General features: G+C 53.0%; 20 protein-coding genes. 4 read left to right on the forward strand and 16 right to left on the reverse strand.

What is annotated here, in order from left to right; translation table 11 throughout:
• The first annotated feature begins 483 nt into the window (after positions 1-483).
• The 3 genes from ABD920_RS14070 (at position 484) to ABD920_RS14080 (ending at position 3,549) form a co-directional block, all read left to right on the forward strand.
• Positions 484-1,149 (forward strand): protein-L-isoaspartate(D-aspartate) O-methyltransferase, encoded by a 666-nt coding sequence (locus ABD920_RS14070; RefSeq protein WP_345160796.1) that lies wholly within the window; start codon positions 484-486, stop codon positions 1,147-1,149.
• 521 nt (positions 1,150-1,670) lie between these two features.
• A complete protein-coding gene (locus tag ABD920_RS14075) occupies positions 1,671-2,750 on the forward strand; it encodes a Gfo/Idh/MocA family protein (protein ID WP_345159917.1) in 1,080 nt (359 codons plus the stop codon).
• The gene (locus tag ABD920_RS14080) at positions 2,716-3,549 is read left to right on the forward strand and encodes a 6-phosphogluconolactonase (RefSeq protein ID WP_345159919.1); all 834 of its coding nucleotides are present in this window, start codon (positions 2,716-2,718) and stop codon (positions 3,547-3,549) included. Before ABD920_RS14075 ends, ABD920_RS14080 begins: the two co-directional genes overlap by 35 nt.
• Positions 3,550-3,746: 197 nt before the next feature.
• On the opposite strand, the gene ABD920_RS14085 is transcribed toward ABD920_RS14080, so the two are convergent.
• The 5 genes from ABD920_RS14085 to ABD920_RS14105 form a co-directional block, all read right to left on the reverse strand.
• Positions 3,747-4,586, reverse strand: a complete 840-nt coding sequence (locus ABD920_RS14085; protein WP_345159921.1) for a lytic transglycosylase domain-containing protein — start codon at positions 4,584-4,586, stop codon at positions 3,747-3,749.
• Positions 4,587-4,897: 311 nt separating this feature from the next.
• The gene (locus tag ABD920_RS14090) at positions 4,898-6,262 is read right to left on the reverse strand and encodes a GntP family permease (RefSeq protein WP_345159923.1); all 1,365 of its coding nucleotides are present in this window, start codon (positions 6,260-6,262) and stop codon (positions 4,898-4,900) included.
• A 1-nt stretch (position 6,263) separates the two neighbouring features.
• On the reverse strand, positions 6,264-7,412 hold the full coding sequence (gene dgoD, locus ABD920_RS14095) for a galactonate dehydratase (RefSeq protein ID WP_345159924.1): 1,149 nt from the start codon (positions 7,410-7,412) through the stop codon (positions 6,264-6,266).
• A gap of 109 nt (positions 7,413-7,521) precedes the next feature.
• Complete coding sequence (locus tag ABD920_RS14100) at positions 7,522-8,175, reverse strand: bifunctional 4-hydroxy-2-oxoglutarate aldolase/2-dehydro-3-deoxy-phosphogluconate aldolase (RefSeq protein WP_345159926.1); 654 nt, start codon at positions 8,173-8,175, stop codon at positions 7,522-7,524.
• Positions 8,172-9,155 carry a 2-dehydro-3-deoxygalactonokinase gene (locus tag ABD920_RS14105; RefSeq protein WP_345159928.1) on the reverse strand — a complete coding sequence of 328 codons (984 nt, stop codon included), beginning with the start codon at positions 9,153-9,155 and terminating at the stop codon, positions 8,172-8,174. The genes ABD920_RS14100 and ABD920_RS14105 overlap by 4 nt, the downstream gene beginning before the upstream one ends.
• A gap of 434 nt (positions 9,156-9,589) precedes the next feature.
• Here ABD920_RS14105 and ABD920_RS14110 point away from each other — a divergent pair, with 434 nt between their 5' ends.
• Positions 9,590-10,975 carry a sigma 54-interacting transcriptional regulator gene (locus ABD920_RS14110; RefSeq protein WP_345159930.1) on the forward strand — a complete coding sequence of 462 codons (1,386 nt, stop codon included), beginning with the start codon at positions 9,590-9,592 and terminating at the stop codon, positions 10,973-10,975.
• Positions 10,976-11,058: 83 nt separating this feature from the next.
• On the opposite strand, the gene ABD920_RS14115 is transcribed toward ABD920_RS14110, so the two are convergent.
• The 11 genes from ABD920_RS14115 to ABD920_RS14165 form a co-directional block, all read right to left on the reverse strand.
• Entirely contained in the window at positions 11,059-11,898 is an 840-nt protein-coding gene (locus ABD920_RS14115) for an amidohydrolase family protein (protein ID WP_345159931.1), read from the reverse strand.
• Positions 11,899-11,936: 38 nt separating this feature from the next.
• Complete coding sequence (locus tag ABD920_RS14120) at positions 11,937-13,361, reverse strand: dipeptidase (RefSeq protein ID WP_345159932.1); 1,425 nt, start codon at positions 13,359-13,361, stop codon at positions 11,937-11,939.
• A 25-nt stretch (positions 13,362-13,386) separates the two neighbouring features.
• On the reverse strand, positions 13,387-14,448 hold the full coding sequence (locus ABD920_RS14125) for a hypothetical protein (RefSeq protein ID WP_345159933.1): 1,062 nt from the start codon (positions 14,446-14,448) through the stop codon (positions 13,387-13,389).
• Positions 14,449-14,452: 4 nt separating this feature from the next.
• Entirely contained in the window at positions 14,453-15,529 is a 1,077-nt protein-coding gene (locus ABD920_RS14130; RefSeq protein ID WP_345159934.1) for a hypothetical protein, read from the reverse strand.
• The gene (locus tag ABD920_RS14135; RefSeq protein ID WP_345159935.1) at positions 15,522-17,570 is read right to left on the reverse strand and encodes a hypothetical protein; all 2,049 of its coding nucleotides are present in this window, start codon (positions 17,568-17,570) and stop codon (positions 15,522-15,524) included. Before ABD920_RS14135 ends, ABD920_RS14130 begins: the two co-directional genes overlap by 8 nt.
• A 15-nt stretch (positions 17,571-17,585) precedes the next feature.
• Positions 17,586-18,926 carry a hypothetical protein gene (locus tag ABD920_RS14140; RefSeq protein ID WP_345159937.1) on the reverse strand — a complete coding sequence of 447 codons (1,341 nt, stop codon included), beginning with the start codon at positions 18,924-18,926 and terminating at the stop codon, positions 17,586-17,588.
• Positions 18,926-19,642, reverse strand: a complete 717-nt coding sequence (locus tag ABD920_RS14145) for a hypothetical protein (protein ID WP_345159938.1) — start codon at positions 19,640-19,642, stop codon at positions 18,926-18,928. Before ABD920_RS14145 ends, ABD920_RS14140 begins: the two co-directional genes overlap by 1 nt.
• 40 nt (positions 19,643-19,682) lie before the next feature.
• On the reverse strand, positions 19,683-20,444 hold the full coding sequence (locus ABD920_RS14150; RefSeq protein WP_345159939.1) for a hypothetical protein: 762 nt from the start codon (positions 20,442-20,444) through the stop codon (positions 19,683-19,685).
• Positions 20,445-20,872: 428 nt separating this feature from the next.
• On the reverse strand, positions 20,873-21,913 hold the full coding sequence (locus ABD920_RS14155; protein ID WP_345159940.1) for an alcohol dehydrogenase catalytic domain-containing protein: 1,041 nt from the start codon (positions 21,911-21,913) through the stop codon (positions 20,873-20,875).
• A 133-nt stretch (positions 21,914-22,046) separates the two neighbouring features.
• Positions 22,047-23,306 carry an FAD-binding protein gene (locus ABD920_RS14160; protein ID WP_345159942.1) on the reverse strand — a complete coding sequence of 420 codons (1,260 nt, stop codon included), beginning with the start codon at positions 23,304-23,306 and terminating at the stop codon, positions 22,047-22,049.
• Positions 23,307-23,654: 348 nt separating this feature from the next.
• Entirely contained in the window at positions 23,655-24,815 is a 1,161-nt protein-coding gene (locus ABD920_RS14165; protein WP_345159943.1) for a dienelactone hydrolase family protein, read from the reverse strand.
• Positions 24,816-25,130 lie beyond the last annotated feature (315 nt).

Here is a 25,130-nt window from a genome sequence, read left to right on the forward strand (position 1 = left end):
TACTGGTGGTGCGGGGTCTTTTTATATCCCCTTTTTTGTGCGCGTTGCTTTATCTAATCAACATGACTGTTTTGCTGCGTGCAGAGCAAAAAAACTCTCTGTTTCTATAGAGGCTTATATATCAACAGTCAGGTTGCCTCTATTTGATCAACCTCCGGTAGTCGCTTCTACAATTTTTTTTCTCTATGAAAAGGAACCTGCGAACAACCTTTCCTCTCCTGATGCAAAGGAGCATATCGTAGCTTCGGGACACTGTAGTCGCAAACACTCCTCTTCCATATATAATAACTATCACATAATAACTATCACAAACCGGCAGGTAACCGCCCCTGCATAGGGAAGAACTTATTCTTTTGTTTAAAGTATAAAATACTGGTAACCAGAACACTATTAACTATCAATGCTATTCCTGGTGTATGACCTTTTTATATAAGATAATGATCTGACCTTATGTTAAATCCAATCTCTGCCCTTCTTCTGTTCATGCTTATCTCCTTTCCTGTTCAGCAGGATATATATAAGGAAAGGAGGGAGACAATGGTAGAGCGAAATATCAAGGGAAGGGGAATTGATGATAAAGCCGTGTTAGCAGCCATGCGCAGCGTAGAACGGCACAAGTTTGTTCCTCCCGAATTCGCCGATCAGGCTTATGCGGACCACCCCTTGCCGATTGGGTACGACCAAACCATTTCTCAGCCCTACATCGTTGCCTATATGACGCAGGTGATCAGGCCAAACCCGCAGATGAAGGTGCTGGAAATTGGGACGGGCTCGGGATACCAGGCGGCAGTGCTGGCCGAAATCGTAAAGCAAGTATACACCATCGAGATTGTTGCGGAACACGGCAAAGCGGCTGCGGAGCGATTAAAAAAACTGGGTTACGACAACGTGCAGGTAAAAGTGGGCGACGGCTACCTTGGTTGGGAGGAGCACGCCCCCTATGATGCCATCGTCGTGACGGCCGGTGCTGCAACTGTGCCTCCTCCCCTGCTGGAGCAGCTGAAAGAGGGCGGCAGAATGGTCATTCCCGTAGGTCCTCCTCATAAGACGCAAACACTGATGCTGCTGGAAAAGAAGAAAGGCAAGACTGTCTCCAAAAAGCTGATACCCGTAGTGTTTGTTCCCTTCACGGGCAAAGGTCAAGAGTGAGGTTTCACAAACCCACGGTTCGTTAAATGTGCGAGTGATTGTGCTAAACCTGATACAGTAATTTCTCTTCTATGCAATTATAAAATTGAAGGTACTGCCATATAGGTCGCGGCGGCAGTATAGAAAAGCCATGTGCTTTGATGAGAGCTGGTCCGACTAAAGCCAACTCCTACAGGACCTCAGAATTACAGAAATCCCAAGTTCGCTGATAAATTGCGTTATATAGATTGAGAATGCCTTTTGCAACAGCGTACAGAAACGAGGATGAATCCTGTTTGTGCGTGTCTAAGTTAATTGGTAAATTCGGAAACAAGCTTTCAGCGCGAGGCCGGTGAACTGACTGTGCGACCGTAAAATGGGATGTGAAGTTCCTGCAATGGAGATGAAATATCAACTAAACCCATTGGATAACCTAATGAATACACGCGCACTGACAATCGGAACAGGATAATCGGATTAAGTTGGAAGCCTGCTGTGCAGCTCATGCTGTAGTAATTAAGTCAGACAAAACCTATATACCAATGGCAAAGAAAGTAGGCGTAGGCCTGATCGGATCGCAGTTTATTTCTACCATTCATGCAGAAGCATTGAAAAGAGTGGCAAATGCTGAAATACTGGCCGTGATGTCACCTACAGAAGGACACGCGAAAAATTTTGCGGAGAAGTTCCACATCCCCCACCACTTCACTAATCTGGATGACATGCTGGCCATGCCGGAACTGGATATGATTGTGGTTGGGGCACCTAATTACCTACACTGCCAAATCACCTTGAAAATAGCCGAAGCAGGCAAGCATGTAGTAGTCGAAAAACCGCTCTGCATGAACCTGGAAGAAGCTGACCGCATGATTGCAGCCTGCCAAAAGGCCAACGTGAAGCTGATGTACGCAGAAGAGCTTTGCTTCACCCCGAAATATGTGCGTCTAAAGGGCTTGCTGGAGGAAGGCGCGCTGGGCAAACCTGTCTTGTTCAAGCAATCTGAAAAACACGATGGCCCGCACGCCGATCATTTCTGGGACGTTGAAAGATCAGGCGGCGGTGTCACGATGGATATGGGATGCCATGGCATTCAGTTCTTCCGGTGGCTTCATCCCGGTGTGCCCATCAAGTCTGTTTACGCGCAGATGAGCACAACGGTGCACCAGGCCAAAACCAAGGGAGACGATAACGCAATCGTCATCCTGGAGTTCGAAGACGGTGTGGTGGCCATGATGGAAGAAAGCTGGACAAAGCCTGGCGGCATGGACGACCGGGCTGAAATACATGGCACTGAAGGCGTGGCCTATGCCGATGTGCTCCAGGGAAACTCCATACTCACCTACAGCAACAAGGGGATAGGCTATGCAGTAGAAAAAGCGGGAAACACGGTAGGCTGGAGTTTTACCATGTACGAAGAAATCTGGAATTATGGCTTCCCTCAGGAGTTTGAGCACTTTGTGGATTGTGTGCAGCATGACAAGCAACCGCTGGTAACCGGTGAAGATGGCCGAGCCGTTCTGGAAGTGATATTCGCAGCCTATGCCTCAGCCGGAACCGGCAGAAAAGTGGAACTGCCTTTTAAAACAGATGCCGAAAAGCCGATCCGGCTCTGGAAAAAGTAAGCGGAAATGTGATGAAGAATCGCTCTGGCTTGCGCTACACCGAATTTTATATAGGTCACATAATGAAAATACTTTTCCCCAATCCCCCTGCCGGAGCCTGATGAACTTACAGTATTACAGTGATTATACCTCGATGAGCCTGAATGCGGCTCAAACAGTTTATGCTGCCATTCAAGCCAGGCCAAATTTAGTGCTTTGTGCGGCAACGGGTAACTCTCCTACCGGCCTATACCTGCAACTGCAAAGGTATTATGCAGCCAAAAGCGAAGACTTCGATCAATTGCGCGTGCTGAAACTCGATGAGTGGGGCGGGCTATATGCAGCACACCCTGCCACGTGTGAATATTATTTACAGCATCACTTGATTCAGCCGCTAAGGATCAGCGAGGAGCGCTATTTCGGGTTTGACGCCAACACCCAATACCCCGAAAAAGAATGCAGCAGGATGCAGCAGGTACTGGCCGAAAATCCCATCGATCTTTGCGTTTTGGGGATGGGTGTGAACGGTCATTTAGGACTTAATGAACCCGCCGAAGAACTAGCTGACCATTGCCACGTTGCTAAACTGGCGCCCACAACCTTAAATCATACGATGGTAGCTGCTCTGGAAACAAAGCCAGTTTTTGGCCTTACGTTGGGCATCCAGGATATTCTGGCTGCCAGCCATATCATCCTATTGATAGCAGGTTCGGGCAAGGAAAAGGCAACACAGCAACTGCTTGCAGGAAAAGTCACGAACGAATACCCCGCCACGTACCTTTGCACCCATCCCAAAGTAGATTGTCTGGTGCTGGAGTAGCTTGTATAAGTCCCTGTTAAATACTATAAAGCAGATTGAAATGAGAAATATTTGGGTGAGCAAAATCCATATAGATTGAAACAAGCTCAGTGGTGATATAAAGAACATAAGTGAAGCTTCTGAGACATCTCCCCTATCTTATATATAGATTCAGAGCATTTGAAAAAACGTAGCTATAAGTCTCCAACCAGGCTAACTTATGGCTTCACTGGCAGCTCTAACACATACTCTTGGCCCGCTGGGACAGTAAGTGTATAGCTTTTGATCCAGGGGTTGTAAAGCCGCAAGGTCTTATAGTTTGTGCCTTGCTCCAAGGCAAAAGCAGGCAGGTCAGCAATTGTTGCAGCTACCTCCATCGGTCGGGTCGTCAGGGGTTGATAGGCTTGCGCCTCCGGTAGTTCAAACCCGTATTTCTGGGGGTTTCCCATCACTTCTTTCAGCGCCAGTATCCGGAACATGTAACGTGAAGTCTCATCGTTCAGGTACAGGTCATAGTATGAGCGCACGCCCTGCCGCTCCAGGGCACTATCGAGGCCGCCCATCCCGCGGTTATAAGAGGCGGCTGCATTGGTCCAGGAGCCAAAGCGTTTCCGGGCGGTGGTCAGGTACCGGATGGCGGCACGCGTTGCCTTCTGTACATGGAAGCGCTCGTCCACCTCACCGTTCACGACCAGGCCATATCCCCGCGCAGTGTCAGGCATCAACTGCCAGAAACCCGCGGCGCCGGCAGGAGAGGTAACATGGCCGAAGAGGCTCTCCGCCAAAGCCAGATAGATGAAATCCTCAGGAACGTTATTTTCGATAAGCATGGCCCTGATCTCGGGCACGTACCGCTGCATCCGTTTCATCCCGAGCAGTGTGGTGGCATGTAAATAGGAGTTGACGAGCAACTCCCGGTCGAGCCGCTCAGCCACGTCCGGAACGTGGAGCGGCACCGGCTCGCCCGCAAAACTGAGTGATGCGGGCAAAGGAGGCGGACTGAGCACCAGCTTCTCCCCTCGCCTTTCTTCATTCGCAACATCTGTCAGGTTTTCCAACCGTGCCTGCTGCTGAGTGCATAACTGCAGTGCAATAACTATTATCAAAGTTACCCAAACGTACTTCCAAACCTGCTGTGCCATTCTGTGCCCCTTTCTTCTTGTTTGCTCTCTTTCATAACATGCGCTATGCTATCTTATTCCATAAGATAAAAAAAATATAGCAAGGCTTAAGGATTATACGCATTTCGTTCGCCTCTTTACCGTTTTTTCTTCAATTGAAGTAATGAAAAGGACAGACGCTGACTGATTTAAGCGGATAAATGCCCGAAGGCACAACTGGAGGTCGTGCGGACGAAGCCAATCTTTTCTCAGCTTATAAAAACGGATAGAACGAGAATGAAGATAAAGGCCGATATCGAAATGATGGTTTCCATCACGGTCCAGGACTGCAGCGTTTCTTTTTCGGTTAAGCCCAGGTACTTTTTCACAAGCCAGAAACCACTGTCATTCACGTGGGACAAGATCGTGGCCCCCGCCGCTATGGCCAGGCATATGAGCGCTTTCATAGGGTCGGAGATCTGCAGTTCCACCATAATCGGGGCCATCATTCCTGCGGACGTGATCATGGCCACCGTGGCCGACCCCTGTATAACCCGGATAATAACCGCCAGCACATAGGCCATCAGGAGGGGCGCTACATTATAGGTGATGAATAGCTGCGCCAAGGCTTCGCCGGCACCGCTGTCAACCAATATCTGCTTATACATTCCCCCAGCCCCCGTTATCAGGATGATGAGGCCGGCAGGTGCCAGGGCTTTGTCCGAAAACTCCAGTAATTGCTTCGCTTTATATCCTTTTCTGATGCCCAAAAAGTAGGCTGCCACCAGCGTGGCAATAGTCAGGGCGGCAAACGGGTGGCCCAAGAACTGGAACAGCGTTATCCAATAGTTATCGCCCGACAGCTCCCCCATACCTACCACCATGTCAAGCGAGGTGGCGATCAGAATCAGAAATAACGGAAGGACAATAATGAACAGAATGGTCCAGAAATCCTGGCGGCTCGCTAAAACCTTGTCAGTATTGTAGGTAACAAAGTCGGGTGGACCAACCTTGATTCTTTTACTGATGTACTTCCCGAAAACAGGACCCGCTAAGACGGCAGCCGGCAAGCCCACCACAATGCCAAACCCAATTACCCAGCCCAGGGGCGCATTAAGAATTTCCGCCACGGCCACCGGGCCGGGAGTCGGGGGAATAAAGGAGTGGGTTACAGCCATTCCGGCAAGCAGGGGAATCGCGAACGTCAAAAGCGACAGACCCGATCTCTTCGACAGCGCATATACGATGGGTACGAGGATGATAAAACCCACATCCAGGAAAACCGGGATAGAAACAATGAACCCTGTCAGCATGAGGGCCCAGGTGGTTCTGCTCTCGCCAAAGGCTTTTATGATGTAGTGCGCCAGGGTTTCAGCGCCGCCGGATACTTCCAGCAGTTTCCCCAGAATGGCGCCCAGCCCCACAACGATCGCAATGAAGCCCAGGATGTTGCCCATCCCCGCCTGAAGGCTGCTGATAAGCTCCATAAACGGCATGCCGGCTGCCAGCCCCACAAAAGCACTTGCTAAAAGCAGGGAGATGAAAGCGTGTATCTTCAGGCGCATGACCAGCACCAGCAGCAGCAGAATAGAAAGGATCGTAATGGATAAGAGGTAGGTCGTTTCGCTCATCATGTTACCATTCTGCTATGCTACCATCCTGATGTCTCCACACCGGGTTCCTCCAGTTGTGGCCGGTTTGCGCCATCTTCCTGACATGCGCCTCATTCACTTCTATGCCAAGGCCTGGGCCGTCCGGGATCTGGACATAGCCGTCCTTGTAGGCGAAAACTTTCTGGTCAACGATATAATCCAGCAGATCGCTGCCCTGGTTATAGTGGATTCCCAAACTCTGCTCCTGGATAAACGCATTGTGGCAGGTGGCATCCACCTGCAGGCAGGCCGCCAGGGCAATAGGGCCCAAGGGGCAATGGGGCGCCACGGCCACATCAAACGCCTCCGCCATGGAAAATATCTTTTTGCATTCCGTAATGCCGCCTGCATGCGACAGGTCGGGCTGTATGATGTCGGCGTAGCCTTCCTTCAGCAACGTTTTGAACTGCCACTTTGAGAACATCCTTTCGCCTGTGGCAATCGGAATGGCGACGTGGTTGGCGATCTCCCGAAGTGCTTCGTTGTTTTCAGGCAACACCGGCTCCTCGATAAACATGGGGCGGTACGGCTCGAGGGCCTTGGCCAGAATTTTGGCCATCGGCTTATGCACCCGCCCATGGAAATCGATTCCTATCCCTATATGCGGGCCTACAGCTTCTCTCACGGCTGCGATCCGCTCGATGGCGTGGTCAATCTTGTCATAGGTATCCACATACTGCAGTTCTTCGGTGGCATTCATTTTAAGGGCTGTAAAACCCTGCGCCACCATGCCCTTCGCTGCATTTCCTACATCTGCCGGTCGGTCGCCGCCGATCCAGGAGTAGACCTTTATGGACTCCCGGGCCTTGCCTCCGAGCAGCTGGTACACAGGGGCGTTATAATATTTGCCCTTTATATCCCACAGCGCCTGATCTATCCCGGCAATCGCACTCATCAGGATCGGCCCTCCCCGGTAAAACCCCGCCCGGTACATCACATTCCAATGGTCCTCGATGCGCATCGGGTCCTTCCCAACCAGGTACTCCATCAGCTCATCCACAGCCGCCTTCACGGTTGCCGCTTTCCCCTCGATCACAGGTTCACCCCACCCGATTATCCCTTCATCCGTCTCAATTTTCAGGAACAACCAGCGTGGCGGCACCTGGAATAATTCGTAGTTCTTTATTCTCATCTCAGATTATTAGTTCACATATAAAATGGGCTTTACAGCGGCAAGCCGCTTCAGGCCAGTCAACAGGGGCTGTGGTTGCTTCTCCTGAAGCGCCTGGCGTATGCCCGCATCATACAGGCTTTTGCCTGAAGCGTTGAAACTTGTCTACAAAAACGTCCAAGTGTGCCCGCAACTCGTCCCACTGTTCCTTTTCCACCATCAACCTGGGCACCAGGTGGCTTCCCATGCCAAGGCCACTGGCGCCGGCCCCGAGGAATTCTGTAAAGTTGTGCTGATCGATGCCGCCGGTGGGCAGTAGCTTGATATGATCCAGGGGAGCCAGAACTTCTTTGATATAGCTTGAACCAAGCTGGCCTGCCGGAAACACTTTTACCATGCTGGCGCCCAACTCCCAGGCTTTGTAAATTTCTGTAGGCGTATAGGCCCCCGGAAATACCGGCACTTTTTTCTTCACACAGGCTTTGATGATGGATTTCTTAAGAACAGGTGTCACAATGAACTGCGCCCCGGCGTCTAGTGCCTGGTCCAGGTCCTGCAGCGTACAGACGGTGCCTGCGCCGATGTTCAGCCGGTCTCCAAAGGTTTTCACCAGCGAGGATATGGTTTCTGTGGCGCCCGCCGAATTCATGGTGATTTCCAGGGTGGATAAACCGGCATCCAGGAACACAGCCGCTAAATGGTGCAGATGCTGCGGCGGCATGTTCCTTAAAATGCCTACCACCGGGATTTTCTCAAAGGCTTCCCAGGAAAAAGATGCGCTCATGTGCTATGGGTAAATTGTTTGTATATTTTTACCTGCCCCCTTACAACGGCCTCATCCGCCCAATCGGCGGGAAAGGTTTGGGCTTTGTCCTTAATGCCCAAGACGCCGAGGGCTGCCGCATACCTCCCTTTCAGGTTAGAACCGCAACACAGGTATACGTGAGGGGTTTCTGCAGGCGTTATCTCACCTAACTCCGCCCCAATCAGCAATCCGCTCAGGTAGTTGAAGTTCTCCTGTTTCGAGCGTTTCCCGAACAGGCTATTGGTTCTGACCCGGAACACGCTGTGCAGCAGGTTCGTACCCTGAGCATCGCGGACGCCGTCTTCAAAATGTTGCAGGTAGTTGGTATTGTGCAGGTTGTCATTTTCTTCCACACCCTCCCGCAGAATGCTCTCCTCAGACAGTAGCTTGAATAACTCCCCGGTCATATAGGTTTTGAAGGCAGTCACCTGTCCGTTTTTCACCCATATATGCTTGGAGTGAGTGCCCGGGAAGATATAGATTCCATCTGCGGCGGTGGCATTGTCCGGAACGCTCCCGATCAGTTGTGTCTCCTCGCCCCGCATCACGTCCGTTTCGCTTCGCACGCCGGAAACCAGCAACACCGGATGCGCAAAACCCGGGCTTGCGTCATAATAAGCGGCTCCTATATCTCTTCCGTCGACGCTGAACGGAAGGTCCCGGTAAGGCAGGTTCGCCATGCCGATAGAAGAGGAAGCCATCCCTGATATAATTACCGGTACCCCAGCCAGGCCTGTGTTTTTCTCCTGCTCTATTCCGGAGATATACTTCTTTATAAGGAGCAGGTAAGACCGCAGTCTCTCTTCCGGGTTCTCTCTCGTTCTTAGATCCAGTCGGTTGAAAGTAGCGGCAATGCCTTCCTGCGACTCCTGTACTGCCAGTACCCGGAAGCTTTGGGCCTCCACAAGCCGTAGCCTGAAAGAGGATGTTCCCCAATCACAACTCAAAAAATTTACCATAGAGAAAACTTCTGAGCCTAATATATAAAATATCTAATCACGAACCCAAGCGCCTTCACTTAAGAACTACCGGGGAGTTGCCAATTTTAGCCGGGGCAGCTGCTAAAGTTGCAGCCTGTGTAGCGGTTGCGTTAGATTCTATAGTATTGCCTGTATATGGTCATGCAATTTATTTTGATCAGGTGCCAGCTGTTGCTTATATATAAAGCCTGCTGCGGCAGCTTTACAAAAAAACATCAATTTTATATGGTTTTCTCATTATTTTTTTTAACTTCACTTCGTTAAGCTTCCCCTAGCTTTAAATCACCCTTTCCTCCTTCAGCGTCCCTGTGGCTGATATTTTTATGCTTTCTCTGAAAAGCAGGCACGAAATGATTTCGTAGGTCCCCGGTATTTGGTTTACATGCTACCCGCCATGTCAGTTTCCTGTAACCATGCTGAAAAATATAGCCCGTGCTGAGCTCTGGCTCAGCCACTTTTGCCGAAATTTATCAGAGCTAACGGATGTAATCTACACGCTGGAGAAGGCTGAAGTAGACGTTCAGATACTTCACCAGCAGGACCAGCCAACAGGCCCTGGAGTCGTTTTTTTCGATCATCCCTCCGCGTTAGAAGCCGTTGCCGCTTATGTTAACGCCATTGCGCCGCTGTGCGGGCAGCAGATCATCGCTGTCTCCCTGAGCGCTTTACCGAAAGGCACCGCGTGGAAACTACTGAATGCCGGGGCATCTGATGTTTTTGTCTGGAATGCCGCTGAGAAACCAGTCGAGTCCATCACGGCCCGGCTGAGGTATTGGGAAAAAGCGAAGCAGCAACTTCAGCACCTGCACCAGGTATTGATCGGCAAAAGCAAAATCTGGCATGCCACCCTGCGGCAAATAGCGGAGATGGCATCTGCCAGCTGCCCGGTTCTCCTCCTCGGTGAAAGCGGGACCGGAAAAGAGCTCATCACCAGGGAAATACACGCGCTGGACCCACGCCCGCACAAGCAAGACCTCGTGGTGGTGGATTGTACGACTATTGTACCCGGCCTTTCCGGGAGCGAACTTTTCGGGCACGAAAAGGGGGCTTTCACCAACGCCATCAGCACCCGGGACGGGGCCTTTGCGCTTGCCAACGGAGGAACCCTCTTTTTAGACGAGTTGGGAGAGCTGCCAGCGCCCCTGCAGGCGGAGTTGCTGCGCGTGCTGCAGGAAGGTACATACAAGCGGGTGGGCAGCAATACCTGGCGCAAGACTGATTTCCGCCTCATTAGCGCTACAAACCGCAACCTGACAGAGGACGTTAAAAGCGGTCACTTCCGGCAAGACCTGTTCTACCGGGTTTCAGGGTATTTGTGCCGCCTCCCGCCCCTGCGGGAAAGGAGAGAAGACATCCCGCTGCTTGTAGACCATTTCCTGCAGCATGACCATCACAAACACCAGCACGTTGATCCGGAGGTATATGAGTACCTGTCCGTCCGTGACTTTCCGGGCAATGTGCGTGAGTTGCAGCAACTGGTGAGCCGGATCGCGAATAAGCATATGGGTGATGGTCCTTTCACGCTTGGTGATATACCGGAAGCCGACAGGCCTGTGTTTGGAGATGCCGAGCACCTACCAGGGAAAGGAGAGTTGGAGCAGGCCGTGAAAAGACTGTTCTACGCCGGTGTCGGCCTGAAAGACTTAAAAGACATGGTGACGGCTTTCGCCAAGGAAATAGCTATTGAAGATAAGAACGGAAACATCAAAGAGGCGGCCCAGCAGCTTGGTTGCAGCGAGCGGATACTTCAGATGCATAAAAAGACAGATGCTCCGAATCCCTACCTGAGGGGGATATAACTTTGTTATCTGCATCGTCCTGCCCAATGCTATTCCTAAATTAAAGGGAATCGAACCACATACAGCTTTGCCTCTTCGTCCTTTTAAGTTAGTCCGAACACTTCCTGGCCTGCTAACCAGGGGTCGCGGTACCTGGAAGGAGGAAGCCCGGCAGGTATAGCTCCGGCTTTGCCTGAAACGCGTGAGGCCTTCGCCCCCGCTTTTGAAAGCAGGCGAAGAAGGTTTGCTGCCAGCACCATTCGTTCCTCTTTCACAGATAAATGCAGCGCCCGTATTTTAGCGAGCTCTACCCCCGGGTGCAGCCAGGGCCCGTCAGAACCAAAAAGAAACTTGTGCGCGCCGACCCGTTCAAACGCCTTCTTCAGGATATCAAAGCGACGCACGCCAGAGGTGTCCGTGTAGATATTCGGATGCCGGACAAGATGGTCAATCAAGGCCAGTTGGGCTTTCCAGTCATCTGCGAAACTGCCCAGGTGCGGGATAATGAAATTCACCTCCGGGTACTGCGTTGCCAGGAGCTCCACCACCGCTACCTCTCCCATCACATCGTACAGGATGGGCAGGCGAAAGCTGCGGGCGGCCTCGCAAATCTCGCGGGTAATCCGGGCATCGTAACGGTGGACTTTGATGCCGCAGAACTTATAAGCCTGCACGGCGGTTTTTACCATCTCATATACCCTTCCCCTGTCCCGCTCCGGGTGAATGAAGGCGAACCCGTAAAACCGGTTCGGGTATTTGCGCACGATGCTGGCTACCTCTCTGTTGGCTACCCGGTAATCGGAGTGGAAAGCGGCAAAAATGACGGTTTTCTGAATCCCCGCCTCCTTCGCCCACTCCAGGTAGTCTGTCAGGGGAGCATCCGTGTCCCAAGGCCCTGTGAGCCCATCCCCTTTTCCGGCATGGCAATGGCAGTCTATGATCATGGCATATGGGTTAATTTATTCGTGCTGGTGCTGCAGCTTTACGGCTCGCTTACTACCGCGGCTTTTCCAGTTTTTTTAGCAGACAACTTGTATTTACTTAAAGCTGCCATAAACCAGATGCAGGTATGAATACCTTTCAGGAAATTGGGCAGATAAAAACGCTCGTTAGGCGCGTGAATGCGATCATCGGGTAACCCGAAGCCTAGTAAGACGGAAGGGATGTTCAGTTCTTCCTCGAACAGGCTCAGCACCGGGATGGTCCCCCCGATGCGGGTAAGAACAGGGGCCACCCCGAACCCCCTGGCGTAAGCTAACTTTCCGGCCTGCAGCACCGGATGCCTCACGCCGATCTCATAAGACCTGGCGTGCAGGTTCGCATGAACATGGGTGGTGACAGTAGCAGGGGTTAGCTTTTTTATATACTGCCTGAACAGTTTCTCCACCACGTAAGGGTCCTGGTTCGGGACGATCCGGAAGTTGAGTTTTGCGCTCGCCTTCGAGGGGATAACTGATTTCACACCCTGCCCCTGGTATCCGCCCACGATGCCGTTAATGCTCAGCGATGGCCGGATGGTGGTACGCTCATATGCGGTAAATTCTTCTTCTCCCCACCCCTTTGCAGCGCGAGCATTTTGCAGGATTTCTTTGTCCGTTGGGCCATAGCGTGCCATATAGGCCCTTTCCTGCTGCTCATAATCTTTGACAGAGGCATAAAACCCGGGGATAGCGATTTTACCCGAGGCATCATGCAGCTTCGCGAGCAGCTCGCACAGGACTTGCAACGGATTGTGTACCGCACCGCCGAAATTACCGGAATGCAGGTCTACGCCTTGCCCCCTTACCTCCAGCTCAACGCTCAGGCTGCCCCGCAGCGCGTAGGTCAAAGACGGTTTATCCTTCGCCATAATAGCCATATCTGACAATACAGCTACATCTGCTTTCAGGAGGTCTCTGTGCGTGTGCAGAAAATTTTGCAGGTTGGGGCTGCCCATCTCCTCTTCGCCCTCAAAAACGCATTTCACGTTGACTGGCAACTGTCGCTGCGTTTTCAAGAACGCTTCAAGCGCTTTAACGTGCGCCAGTAACTGCCCCTTGTCGTCTGATGCCCCCCTGCCATATATATAATTACCTGACACAATAGGCTTGAAAGGTGCCCTTACCCACTCCTGAATCGGTTCTACCGGCTGCACATCATAATGGCCGTAGAGGATCAAAGTTGGTTTTGACGGATACCGGATCCAGTCGGCGTACACAACAGGATGGTTTTTGGTTGCAAAAACCTGTACATGCTCCAACCCAATCTGCTTTAAATGTTTGGCCAGCCAACCGGCACAGGCGGCTGTCTGGCGCTTGTACTTTGTGTCCGTGCCTATGCTCTCAAAACGTATGAAGCTGGCTAAATCCTGTACGGATTCTGCAAAGTTGGCCGAAGCATAAGATAAAGCAGATTTTACCGAAGCCATATATGCAATTAAATTAGTGCGTAGCTCAGGGTACTGGGTAATAATGCCAGCTTCCCTTTTTGTCCAAAATCATCTTTAAACGCTTAACCGGCCTGCCGTACGACCACCCCGTGGTGTGTTTAAAGGGAATGACGGCCTCATATCCCCCACCCACCCGCTTTGTAAAGTTGCCCTGGTCGATGGCCCGCTGGAAAAGGCGTTTTACCCGGGCTCGGTTATGGGGGCTGGCGAAAACCCGCGACAGCAGGCTGGCCGGCTTCCCTGCCGGGGACTTGAACAGCCGCTCCAGTCTTCTGTTAACTGCTTGGGGTTTCGGGGAGTGCACCCTTTTGTCCAGCATATAGGTGTGCGCCTGTTGCTTTTCCACCTTGATGTTTCGGAGCCGGGGACCGTTTTCTGATTGTAGTTCCTGATCGGACAAAACCTGGATGCCGCACTGTTTCATTTTTTGCACATCCATAATGCCACAGGTGCCCTTCGTATAGGTTTTAGCCCAGGTGATGTGCACCTTACCTCCTAAACCGTGTTTCCTCACAAAGCTGCAGAGGTCTTCCGTGCATCCCCCACACGGGCTTTTGTTTATATAGAGGTGAATGCGTTTGACGCGGCTGACAAAACCGGGATACCGCTTGGCGTGGCCGTTAAACCAGTTCAGGAACTGCGTTTCAGCGTGGCTCTGGTTGCTGCAGTTTCGGGACAGGCTCAACCGCTCGACGTTCCAGGCAAACAGCCGGACGGTGTTGGTTCCTGGCCGCGGCAGGAACAGGACGCCTCCGTTACCCCGCACCCCCGTGCTTGGCAACGAGACAAACTCACGCCCGCCTTTGCTTTGAACCGGTACCAGCGCATGTCCTAAACCCCCTATTCCGCTTACGATGTGTTTCGTTATATAGGGCTTGATTGTTTTGATGGTAAAAGCAGGCAGCCGGTCATGCAGCGTGATGACAGCCCGCAGCCGCGTAACCGGAACGCCCCCCTTGTTGGTAGCCACATACGGTGCGATATCTTTCCGGAGAGGCACTTCCCTTTCGGCACCTGGCTGATAGAAGCCATGTTGTGGTTGCGATTTTATATAGGCATTATCCATAAAGCTATACCGTTTGGAGGACAGAATTCTTCGTGTGAAAAAGGCACTCAGCCACACGCTTTAGCTGGGCAGTGGTATGAGCGGCAGAGAGACAAAAGCCAACCAGTGCCTCCTGAGACGAATGCGGCTCCAGCAGCAAAGCCCTTATGCCATTCTCGGAAAGCAGCTGATACAGTGCCTGTCCGGAAATGGCACGGTTGCGGGATAACGTTTGCACCGGGAAAAAGCTGCCGCGGGACGTAAACCCCGCCCGTGACACCGCTGCCTTGAAAAACAGCACGTGCTGCAGCAGCTTTTGCCGAAGCATGGCACCTGCTCTCCTGTTCTCCGCCAGCGCATATTGCGCCGCATGCACATGGGCCGCCGACACAGGGCTGCAGTGCAACCTCGTTTCGCTCTGCCGCAAGAACCCTTTCAGCCACGTGGCGCTCCCGCTCAGCACTGCAAGCGGGACACCAAACCCTTTTGCCAGCGAACAGATGGTGATGATGTCCGGTCCGCTTAATCCGAACCACTGCAGCAGCCCGCCCCCGCCTTCTCCGTAGGGCATGCTTCCGGAGGGGGCTTTGCCCAGCACGCCGAAAGCCTGCGTGTCATCAAGCAGCAGGAGGCCCTTGTGCTTCCGCACCGCGGCAAGATAGGCAGGCAAAGGGGCCGCTTTGCCACAGTGCGGGCACCACCCGTCCGACACCACCAGAACAGATGAACTGCGACTGGGCTGATGCCGCTGCAACTGCAGCTGCAGACTCTTCGCATCGTGGTGTTTGAAGTAGATCACCTTCGCCCCGTGGCAGGCGGCCCTTTCCAGCCCCCACCGCGCGATCTGGTACACCTTGTCGTCAGCTAACACCAGGTCTTTTGCCCCCAGCATGCTCATCACATCCCAGAACAGGTGCAGGGAAGACGGGGCGATCACCCCCTTTTCCAGGCCCTGCATGCGGGCCACTTCCTTTGCGAGCCACCGGTCAGCGGCCCGCTCCCGCAAGGCCGCCGGCACACCTGTGGTCAGCTGCCGCCACGGCTGTACCTTGTCCGCAGGGTTATGGAGGCCCAGGTAAAGCGCTGATGTGAAATCATCCATTCAGCTTTTTTTGGACAGGTACAGGAATGGCAGCGCCCTGCTTTAGGGTTGTTTGCATACTCATGGGCAGCGCAGCCTGCGACCTGCTGCTCGGCAAGGTCTGGCGTTGTCTGCTTTTCTGCAAGGCTGCCTGCTTCTGGATCAGATAAGCGGGCTGCACATACCGTTCTTCCTGCGAGGTGATCTGCACCCGGGCGTCGGCCACGTCGGCATTCAGGTCCACGCCGGTTACGGCGTTGTACGCGTGCACGTACCGCTGCACCTCATTACGCCAGTAGTGCGCCCAGTTGCCTGCGTTAGTGCCCCCAACACCCGTTGTGGAGTTCCAGCCCCCGAATCGGATCGATAGCAGCAGTTGCTCTCCGAACACGGCCAGGTCGTGGAAGTGCGTGACATTCGGCACGTTCCAATCCTGGAGTTGTTTCATCGTGTCCACCTTATCCATCCACGCCTCTGTGTATGGCACCATGATGCGGCTGCCGATAAACTCCCGCATCTCGGGCCGCGACAACAGCCATTGCTGCGTCAGCATCTCCACCCTGGAGGTCCAGGCCAGGTCGCCGTACTGGTTATGGGCTCCCTCTGCAAGCAGCAGGTGTACTTCACGGAGATGATTCAACAGCGGGAAGGCATCCGGGATTACGGTCGTGAAATTCGCCTGGTTATAGAAATCAAGGCAGGCTTTGAGGAGGCTGTGGAAAGCGCGGATAAACTGCGTGCGGTGCTCTGCCACGCTCACCTGCGATACGGCCTTACCGATCAGTGATATACCGTATTCGTACTGGTACTCCAGGTTACGTCTGGTAATGCTCAGGCGGGTCCGCTCGTCCTCTATATACCCCCACAGCAGGTTGCTCAGCGGGCGAAGTGGGTCTAAGTTCAGGTTAGCCAGCGGGTCTTTGCTGGAGGAGGTGCTGCGCACGTTCTGGAAGCGCCTGCTGATGGCGTTCATCGTCTGCACCAGCCCGGCCTCCTCATGCCAGTACGACCACAGCAGCTCAATCATGCAGGGGCCGAGTAATTTAGATTTGGAGATGCCGTAGCAGGCTTTGGAAAGATGCAAGCCTCGTGGAGGAGACACGGACAGTGTGATATCATCAAAATTTCCCCCATCTCTAACCTCTATTCCTGCCTTTAGCAGGATATCCGGTATTTCAAACGGCTCTTTCAGGGGAACTTCCTTTAACTTCTCCCTGATCATATTAAAATAAGGAAGCGCATAGCCTCCCTCCCCGTTCAGCTCTTCCAGATAATTATCTTTTATATCTGCTAGATCAAGGGTGGAGCGGCCTGTACGGCCAAGCTCATCTTCGATCACTTTGCCGTTCAACACTTCTTCGTTCAGCAAATCCCACCTTATATTCATGCCTGGCTCATATAATCCACTGGGAACCAGCCCGCATTCCTGCATCATATAATATTCAGTGGCGTATTTCAGCAGGCTAAAGGAAGCGGCATTATGGTAGGGAAGCCGGTTGGAGTGCATATATTCCTGTATTGCCCCAGGCCGCCTTGGCTTATCATCGCACATCAAGGCATCCATGAAGCCTTTGTATTTGTTGAAGTCGATGGTGCGGTTCCGGATCAGTACCCACAGCAGTTGGTCAGAAGAGGAAATCCGCTTTGCCTCCGTCATGGAAACTTTAACCGGCGTCTCAATCACGGTTCTTGTGGCAGGAGGGGAAATATTAAATCTGAGCGGCCCTACTCCCTCAGATGGAGCTCCCCGCTTTGGTATATAAGTCGCTGTTGCTTCATATATACCCGGGGCTAATGGGGAATCTGGCAACAATTGCCAAAAGAATTCTATCTGCCCTTCCTGTTCATTCCCTTTGTAGGAGAACGGCAGTTTCCCAATACCATTAATTGGGATAGCAGTTAATAAATCCAGTATTTCTAATCTAGGTCCAATTGCGTCATTAGCTCTCAGATACCCGAAGTCGAGTTCACCCGGTTTTTCTTCTTTCAGGCTAAGCGATATGACGACTTTGTCGCCAACTATCACCTCTTCCGGGAAGATCTTGTTTAATTTGCTTTGCATGATAACCTCCTGTTTTTAAATAAGTTGAAGTTGCTGTTCTGTAAAGTTGATCTGCCTGTGCTGCAACGCGCTGGCCTGAAGGGTCTTACCAGCACCACAATCATGCATGGTCCGCAACAGGGCCCAGTGCGTGAGCATGCGCCGGATCAGGAAAACCTCTTCTACCGATGTGATGTTGCCGTCGGATTTAGCCTGCCCGAGCACCGCAAAGGCGAGTGTCGGCGGAGCTGCCTCCATAAGCCTGGGGGCGTATTTCCAGCGCTTGTAGAGTTTCTGCAAATGGACGGGTTGCCGCTCCTTCACCGGGAAAACATCCTTCAGCGCCTGGCCCCGGAGACTATCCGGGCGGTGATTGACAACCAGATCAGCAAAGCTGGGTAAGATGTGCTCCAGGGCCTGCACGGTCTGCCGCGTAGTGGCTTTCTGTTTCCGGGCGGGGTAAAACGATTCCCACGTATTTTCCAGGTACCTCCACTGCAGGTGCGGAAACAGCGCCCGGCCGACCGCGATGCTGATCTTCACCCGGATCCACGGGAAAGGGTGCGGCCCATCCGTCCCGATCCGGAAGACAAAGTAGCTGGGCAGGCTCACCACGTTCATCAGGCCGAGGGTAGCGCCGATGCCCAGTTGCGCCATGGCCCAGAAATCAGAGAGTATCTCCGAGATCCACCGGTCCAGGAGTTTCCAGGCGAACACATCCTGCCCCTGTGCCTGACGTTCGCCGAGGGCCGCCTTCACCGAATCAACGAGATTTAAAAGGGCTGCCCCCTGATGCCCGACCTCATGCACGATGGATGACGCAATCCCGCTTCCGATCAGCCTTTCGCGAGGCACCTGAATCACGGCCACCGGGTTATCGTCTCCGCCCGGTAGCCTGGTCCGGGCCCGCCGGATGGCTGCTCCATGTCCCCGTTCAATGAAGCAGACCAGCGGCGGCGCCTCGTAATAGCTGCCTGGCAACACAAGGGCGTCCTTTGCCAGTACATCCAGCCCGGCCAGCCAAACGCCCGTGATATGCTCTCCCCTTTGAGATAACACGTCGGCGAATATATCCAGCTGGTCCAGCAGGTTGTTGAACCGTAGTTTCAGATAGGCGAACCGGCCCTGGGCTTCGGAAGCTGGGACCCGGGCGTTTAACGGGTTCTTCAACCACAGGATGTAGGCTTCTATTTTGTGCTTTACTTCCCTGCTGACCCTGTTCAGTAAGGAGGTAATTCCCTTCTGTGCTTCGTCTGAGATTGCGGCTGCCCGTACCATGGGCGTGTTCAGCGCAAATGGCTTGACGGTATCTAACCTGCCCAGCAGGGAAAGCGCCTCATTTTCCAGGAACTGGGTATCGGCTACTGACCGAGCCATCACATCTCGTACAAGATCAGGGCCCTCCCCTTGCGGACCCAGGTTCCTTTCCTGGCGCGGATAGGCACCCTGCTTGGTCTGCCTCCCATGCTGGAACTACTGGTCAGCAGCCCGGGAGCATACACGCTTGCCGACTGCTTCAGTGCTGTCTTTACAATTTGCTGGGGCCGGGCATTCGGGTTTCGCTTTGCGGCCATCGCCCCTTTACGGAGGGCATCGTTGGCAAAGCGGACATAAGCCTTGGAAACTTCGAACTCCTGGTCTTCCGGGCTGAGCCCCTCCAACTCCAGCTCAAACAGCTTGGTCGCCATAGTCCCCAGCTTTCCGCCTATCGCGCTGCCAGCCGAGCCGCCGAAGTACCCCCCAATGGCTTTGCCCGCAATGGGCAGGGCTTTCTTGGCTATTTTTTTCAGTGCGCCCTTGATCATGTTCCCTGCCGGAGACTTCGCGAAGCTAACGACAGCCCTGCCTGCCCTTTTTGCCAAACTACCCAGAAACTGGTCCAGCTCCTGGTCGTTGCTGACGGTGAGAAGCTCGCCTGCTATCTCCATCTCCAAGCTGTCACCCAGTTCTCCCTCTTGATCGGTCAGAAACTCCATTTCGAACTCATCGCTGAACTCCTGGTCAAATCCACCGCTTTCCTGCTCGTTATCAAACTCGAATTCATTATCGAACTCCATTTCGTTATCGAATTCATATTCTCTGTTGTTGTACATGGCTTCTTTGGTTAAATTTTATGAAACATTTCCCTTTGCGCTAGATGTCATATAGTATCACTGTTCTTCCCTTCCTGATCCAGGTTCCTTTCCTTGCCCTGATCGGGAGGTTGCTTTGTCTTCTGCTTACACCGTAGCTGTTGGCTAACAGCCCCGGCGCATGCTGGCTTGCCGATTTTCTGATGGCCGTCTGCACAATCTGGCGAGGCGAGGCCCCGGGGTTGTTGCGGGCAACCGCTGCCCCCTGCCGCAAAGCGTTGTTGGCAAAACGGACATAGGCTCTGGACACTTCAAACTGCTGATCCTCCGGACTCAGCCCCTCCAGGTCCAGCTCGAAAAGCTTGGTTGCCATCGACCCCAGCTTACCGCCAAGGGCCCCTCCTAAAGGCCCGCCCACAAAGGTGCCCAGGGCAGTACCCGCGATGGGAAGCGCTTTCTTAGCCACGCTCTTCAGCAACCCGCCAATGGCCCTGCCGGCCGAAGAACGGGCGAACTTGCCCACAGCCCGGCCCGCCTTCCGGATGAGCTTCCCTAGAAACTGATCCAGTTCCTGCTCGTTGCTTACATTCAGCAGCTCATCGGCCAGTTCCATCTCCAGGCTCTCCGGAATTTCCCCGTCGTACTCATACAGGAACTCCATGTCAAACTCCTGGTCGAACTCCAGCTCATTTCCAGCGCCAAAGCCAGCCTGCCCGTCCGATTCGTAGCCAAGCCCCTGATAAGCCTCATCGTTGAACTCCTGATCAAACTCCAGTTCATCAGAATATTCTTGTTCTCTTAAAGTGCGATCAATGTCATGCATAGCTGTAATATTAAAAGTTAAGTTTGTACTCAGCCCGTAAAGCCAAGTACTATACCAACTTTAGAAGTGGCTTAATCAGCTGAATTAGAGGGGTTGGTCCGAAATCAATTTCGGATCAGGGCATATTTTCATCCCAACAGGCGAAATTCATTTCGCCTGTTGGGATGAAAATATTATGACAGGAATCCTATAAGAAAAATTATCTCCAGAAGCAGGTAAGCTATATATAAACTATAGGTGGGGTATATAGCAATGTTGCAGTCAGGTCTCCTAAAGGTTTAATTTATATATATTATGAGGCATACTGCCACCCGTAGCTCTGTATCTGATATTAATTCGGGGGATTGTACGCAACGAAGCACACAGGCGCACCCTGTACCTCGGCAAGTACATGCACGGGATGGATGGTGGTGTCGATTTGACTGCTACTACGGCACCGCCTGCTCCCCAATCGTAACAACCACTTTCCCGACTGTCTTCCCTTGCTGGAACTGGTGGATGGCGGCGTGCATCTCTTCGAAGGGAAAGACCTGGCCGATGTGCTGTGGCTGTAGCTGGAGGGCCTGCAGGGCCTGCAGCATCTGGTGCATCATATCCGTTTGCTCGTAAAGGTAGATGAGGTTAAGACCCATGAGCGATTTATTCTGGGTAGGCAAGCGCAGCGGGTCTATTTTCGGGCGCCGGATAAACTTCCAGAGGAGTTGGGGATAGTTGGGTCTGGAGCCATGACTGGTAAAGCTGGCGTTGCCATATACCACCATCCGCCCCATGGGTGCCATGGCTTTCCAGCCTTGCATCAGGATTTTGCCGCCGATGCACTCCATGATCAGGCGAAGCGGACGATCACCCAGGGCAGCCTTCAGTTTGCCGTAAAAATCATCTTCCCGGAGTATAACCGCATCATAGGCTTCTTCCTGGCGCAGGAAATCCACTTTGCTGGCATGGCCCACACTGCCGATGGTATATGCTCCGTATTTTTTGCAGATGCGGTTGGCGAGAAGGCCCACCCCGCCTGCTGCACTATGGATCAGCACGGTCATTCCTTGCTGCAGGTCGCCTAAGGCTGTGAGGGCATAATAGGCCGTGAGGCCCTGCACCAGGAAACCGGCCCCTTCCTCAAAACTCCAGTCATCCGGGAGCGGGATCACGTAGCGGTGATGGATGTTGAGGTGCGAAACATAGCCGCCAAACCTGGTGGCCCCCATCACTTTGTCGCCTACTTTCCACTCCTTCACCGCCTCGCCTACGGCTATGACATCGCCGGAAAACTCCAGGCCAGGGATAAACGATCCTGCTGGCGTGGCACTGTAAAGGCCCTGCATGGCGAAAATGTCAGCGAAGTTGAGCCCGATCGCTTTCACCCTGACGCTTACTTCCCCGGTACCGGGCGGGGCCAGTTCTTCCGTCTGTAGTTTCAGATCCCTGATGGAACCTGCTTTCGGCATGCGGTAAACCTGGCGTTCAAGCATCAGCTATAGATATGATTAATCCAGTTTGCAGTACCTAACACAACGTGCCGTTGAGCGAGATGTTCCTTGCCTGGCAGCGAAATACCTGGCTTCTCATCCATTACATCCTGTCTTTTGCCCATGTAGAACAGACTTAATCGCAGTAAAGGTGATGCATTAAGAACGCGTTGCGGAATTTCCCGTCCGGGTCGTACTGCTGAACCAGTTGCCTGAAATATGACAGCCTGCTGAAGCGAGCCTGTACAACGGGCGGGGCCATGGTGAACAGTTTGCCCCAATGCGGACGGGCATTGTAAGGCGCCAGCACCTGTTCGATCAGTGGCAAGATGCGCCGCACAGCATCCCACTCCTGCTTCCAGGTAAAATGGAAGGCAATGCAGGCTTGGCCGTAACATGGGCTCATCCACAGCTCATCGGCTGCGATAGCCCTGATCTCGGACACAAAAAGATGAGGGGTAATCCTGGCCTGAAGCTCCTCCAGCGCGCTCATCGCTTCGTAGGCGTGCTCCACCGGAACAAAATACTCTGACTGCAACTCCTCCCCCGCGCTTGGCTGGAAACCCATTTTAAAGTGCGGCAAGCGTTCATACCAGGCTCCGGAGACGCCCATTTGCGCTGTCGCATGTGCGGCGGACAGATTCTCCAAAGGGTGCAGGTCATGGGTGGCAAGCCGGGCGCCAAAGAATTCCGGGGCAGCCGCAGAAGCACTTCCATCCTCCACGCTTTTGATCCATACCTGGTTGATGTTTTTATTTTCCCAGGTCGTGAACAGGCTGACGCTGTAGCCACTTTCCATGATTGCCCTGAAGTTCGTCTCCAGTGCTTCCATGGGCAGATTCCGGTACACCACCTGTTTCATCTGAAAAGCCGGCTGAAGGTTGAGCGTCACCTTTGTCACGATGCCGATTGCCCCCAGGTTCACAACCGCTCCCTTCAAAAGCTCCCCATCCTCTTTTCCTGATATCGTCACGGCCTCACCGGATGCAGTGATAAACTCCATCCCGGAGACAGCCGTTGCCAGGTTGCCGTTCTGCAGGCCTGAGCCGTGCGTAGCGGTTGCACAGGCGCCCACGATGGAAATGTGAGGCAGGGAAGCCAGGTTCGGCAAGGCGTAGCCCTTCTCCTGTAGGTAGGGAGCCAGTTCACCGTACCGCATGCCGCCCCCAACCGTTACGGTACGGGAGGATTCGTCTAAGGAAATAACGTTGTTCAGGGCACCGAGGGAGATGTGATCTGCTGTGCTGTCCGCAATTCGGTTAAAGGAGTGCCGGGAGCCCAAAGCCTTCACCTTCGCGCTTTTCCTAACGATTTCCTGCACCTGCTCAATAGATGTGGGATAATGGATATGGCCTGTGCTGTAGGCTATATTGCCGGCCCAATTCTTATGGTTCATATCGCTGCTCATAATCTGCATGGCTTTAGCTGAAGGTGTAAAGCTAGTGCAATCCGGCAAAACAAGCCCTATAGGATTCCCTGTTTTTCAGGAAAAGCGGTAGGGTATATATGGCTTGAAATTAATTTGGCAAAGAAAGTGTGTTTTCTGCCTGCTATAACAAACACCAGGTCCCCTAAAGCGTCCTCCATATAGGGCATCATCCTTTGGCGTTATATAGGAATGCCTTTTGTGTATAATTATAGAAGGTGTATATAGAAGCTGGTATAAAATATCAGGGACAGCATCTGGATAGCATCTCTGTCGACATCAGCCGTTCTCATATATCCATCACGCTTAAAAAAACGGCTACCGATCTTTGTTCTGGTAATGATAATTCGCAAACAGAATAAAGTTCTGCCAGTCATATGATGTCAGGTCATGCTTGCCTTTCCTGTTGTGATAGCCCATATAGGAATGAAGAATGGGGCTATCGATGGCTGGCGGCCCGGGGGAAAGCTTGGGGTCCTTGCTGTACAAGGCATATGCCTTTTGCGCATGCACCAGCGAAAGGTAAGTGCCCTTCGGGTCGGCCCAAAGGTCTTCGGACGCGTTGGTGACGTACACCGGCCGCGGGGCGATCAGCGCGACCAGCATGTGCTGATCGACGGGCAGGGCGGCTTCGTTATCGTTGTACTGTTTATAGGAATCCGTGAACCAGTGCGGAAAAGTATCATTGATCTTTTTGACTGTCTCCCCAAACTTTCTCCTGGACAAAGCCGCTCCGGTGTTTCCGGAGCAGTTAGAAAAGACAAGGGCAAAGCGCTGGTCCTGTGCCCCGGCCCACAAGGCCGCCTTCCCGCCGCGCGAATGGCCTACCACCGCGACTTTCCCGGCATCAATCTCCTTGTCCTGCTGCAGGTAATCCATTGCCCTGCTTGCTGCCCAGGCCCAGGCTCCGATCGCTCTCATGCCGTTTTCTGCTTTTAGCTGCTCGGGGTAAAGCTGCAGGACGCCCTCCTGGTATGTTTCCTTGCTATCTGGGGCCGCATCGCTCACATGAAAAGCAGCGATGGCATACCCGCTGTCCACCACCTTTTCTGCCGGCCAGAAGTCACTTTTAGTAGCTCGGGTAGGGTCTGTGTTACTCTGATCGCGGTTGTTGATGAAAAGGAATGCCGGCACCGGGTTCCTGGCCTTATTGGGAATAAACAGCACGAGAGGGATCCTGACCGGCTTGTTGTTTCTCCAGACGGCAATTTCTATCTCTTTCAGATGTGCCTTCCCTTGCATGGCGTCTGGCGCCTCGTTGGTAAGGGTGTATTGTATGCTGTCGTAGGCTTCAGGCATTTGCCCATAGACATTGTCCTCGAACAGCATCAGGATTTCCGGCCTCCTCTCTTTTTCCCAGGTTGCTATGTTGCGTACGAAGGTTCCGTCAGACTTTTGCAGCACCGCTGGCAGCGTATAGGCAGGAACTTTGGCCTCCTCATAATTCTGCGCCTGCGCGTTGGCGCCGAGAAGCAGCATAGCAAGGCCTATTTTTAACACGTTTCGCATGGGCATCATCTTCTACAGTTGAGTTGGTACCTGAGTCCCCGCCCTGGCTGCGGGCTTTGGCGCAGGTCGTGTGGCTTGCAGTGCAGCCTCTCCTGAAGTTACCCTTTTGTTTCTCCTACCGCAACTTTCCTATGTATTTTGTAGGCTCTATACCCTAACGTAGCAAGAAGGCGCCCATACCTGCTCCCGCTCCACCCCCACTGTTTCTGCGCCACCTGCATGCATGTGCAGCATAAGCTGAAGCAAAAATTCCGCTTTTGATGCGTGCAGGCACGTTAGTCATGC

The sequence above is a fragment of the Pontibacter saemangeumensis genome (assembly GCF_039541895.1).
In the GTDB taxonomy this organism is placed as follows: Bacteria; Bacteroidota; Bacteroidia; order Cytophagales; family Hymenobacteraceae; genus Pontibacter; species Pontibacter saemangeumensis.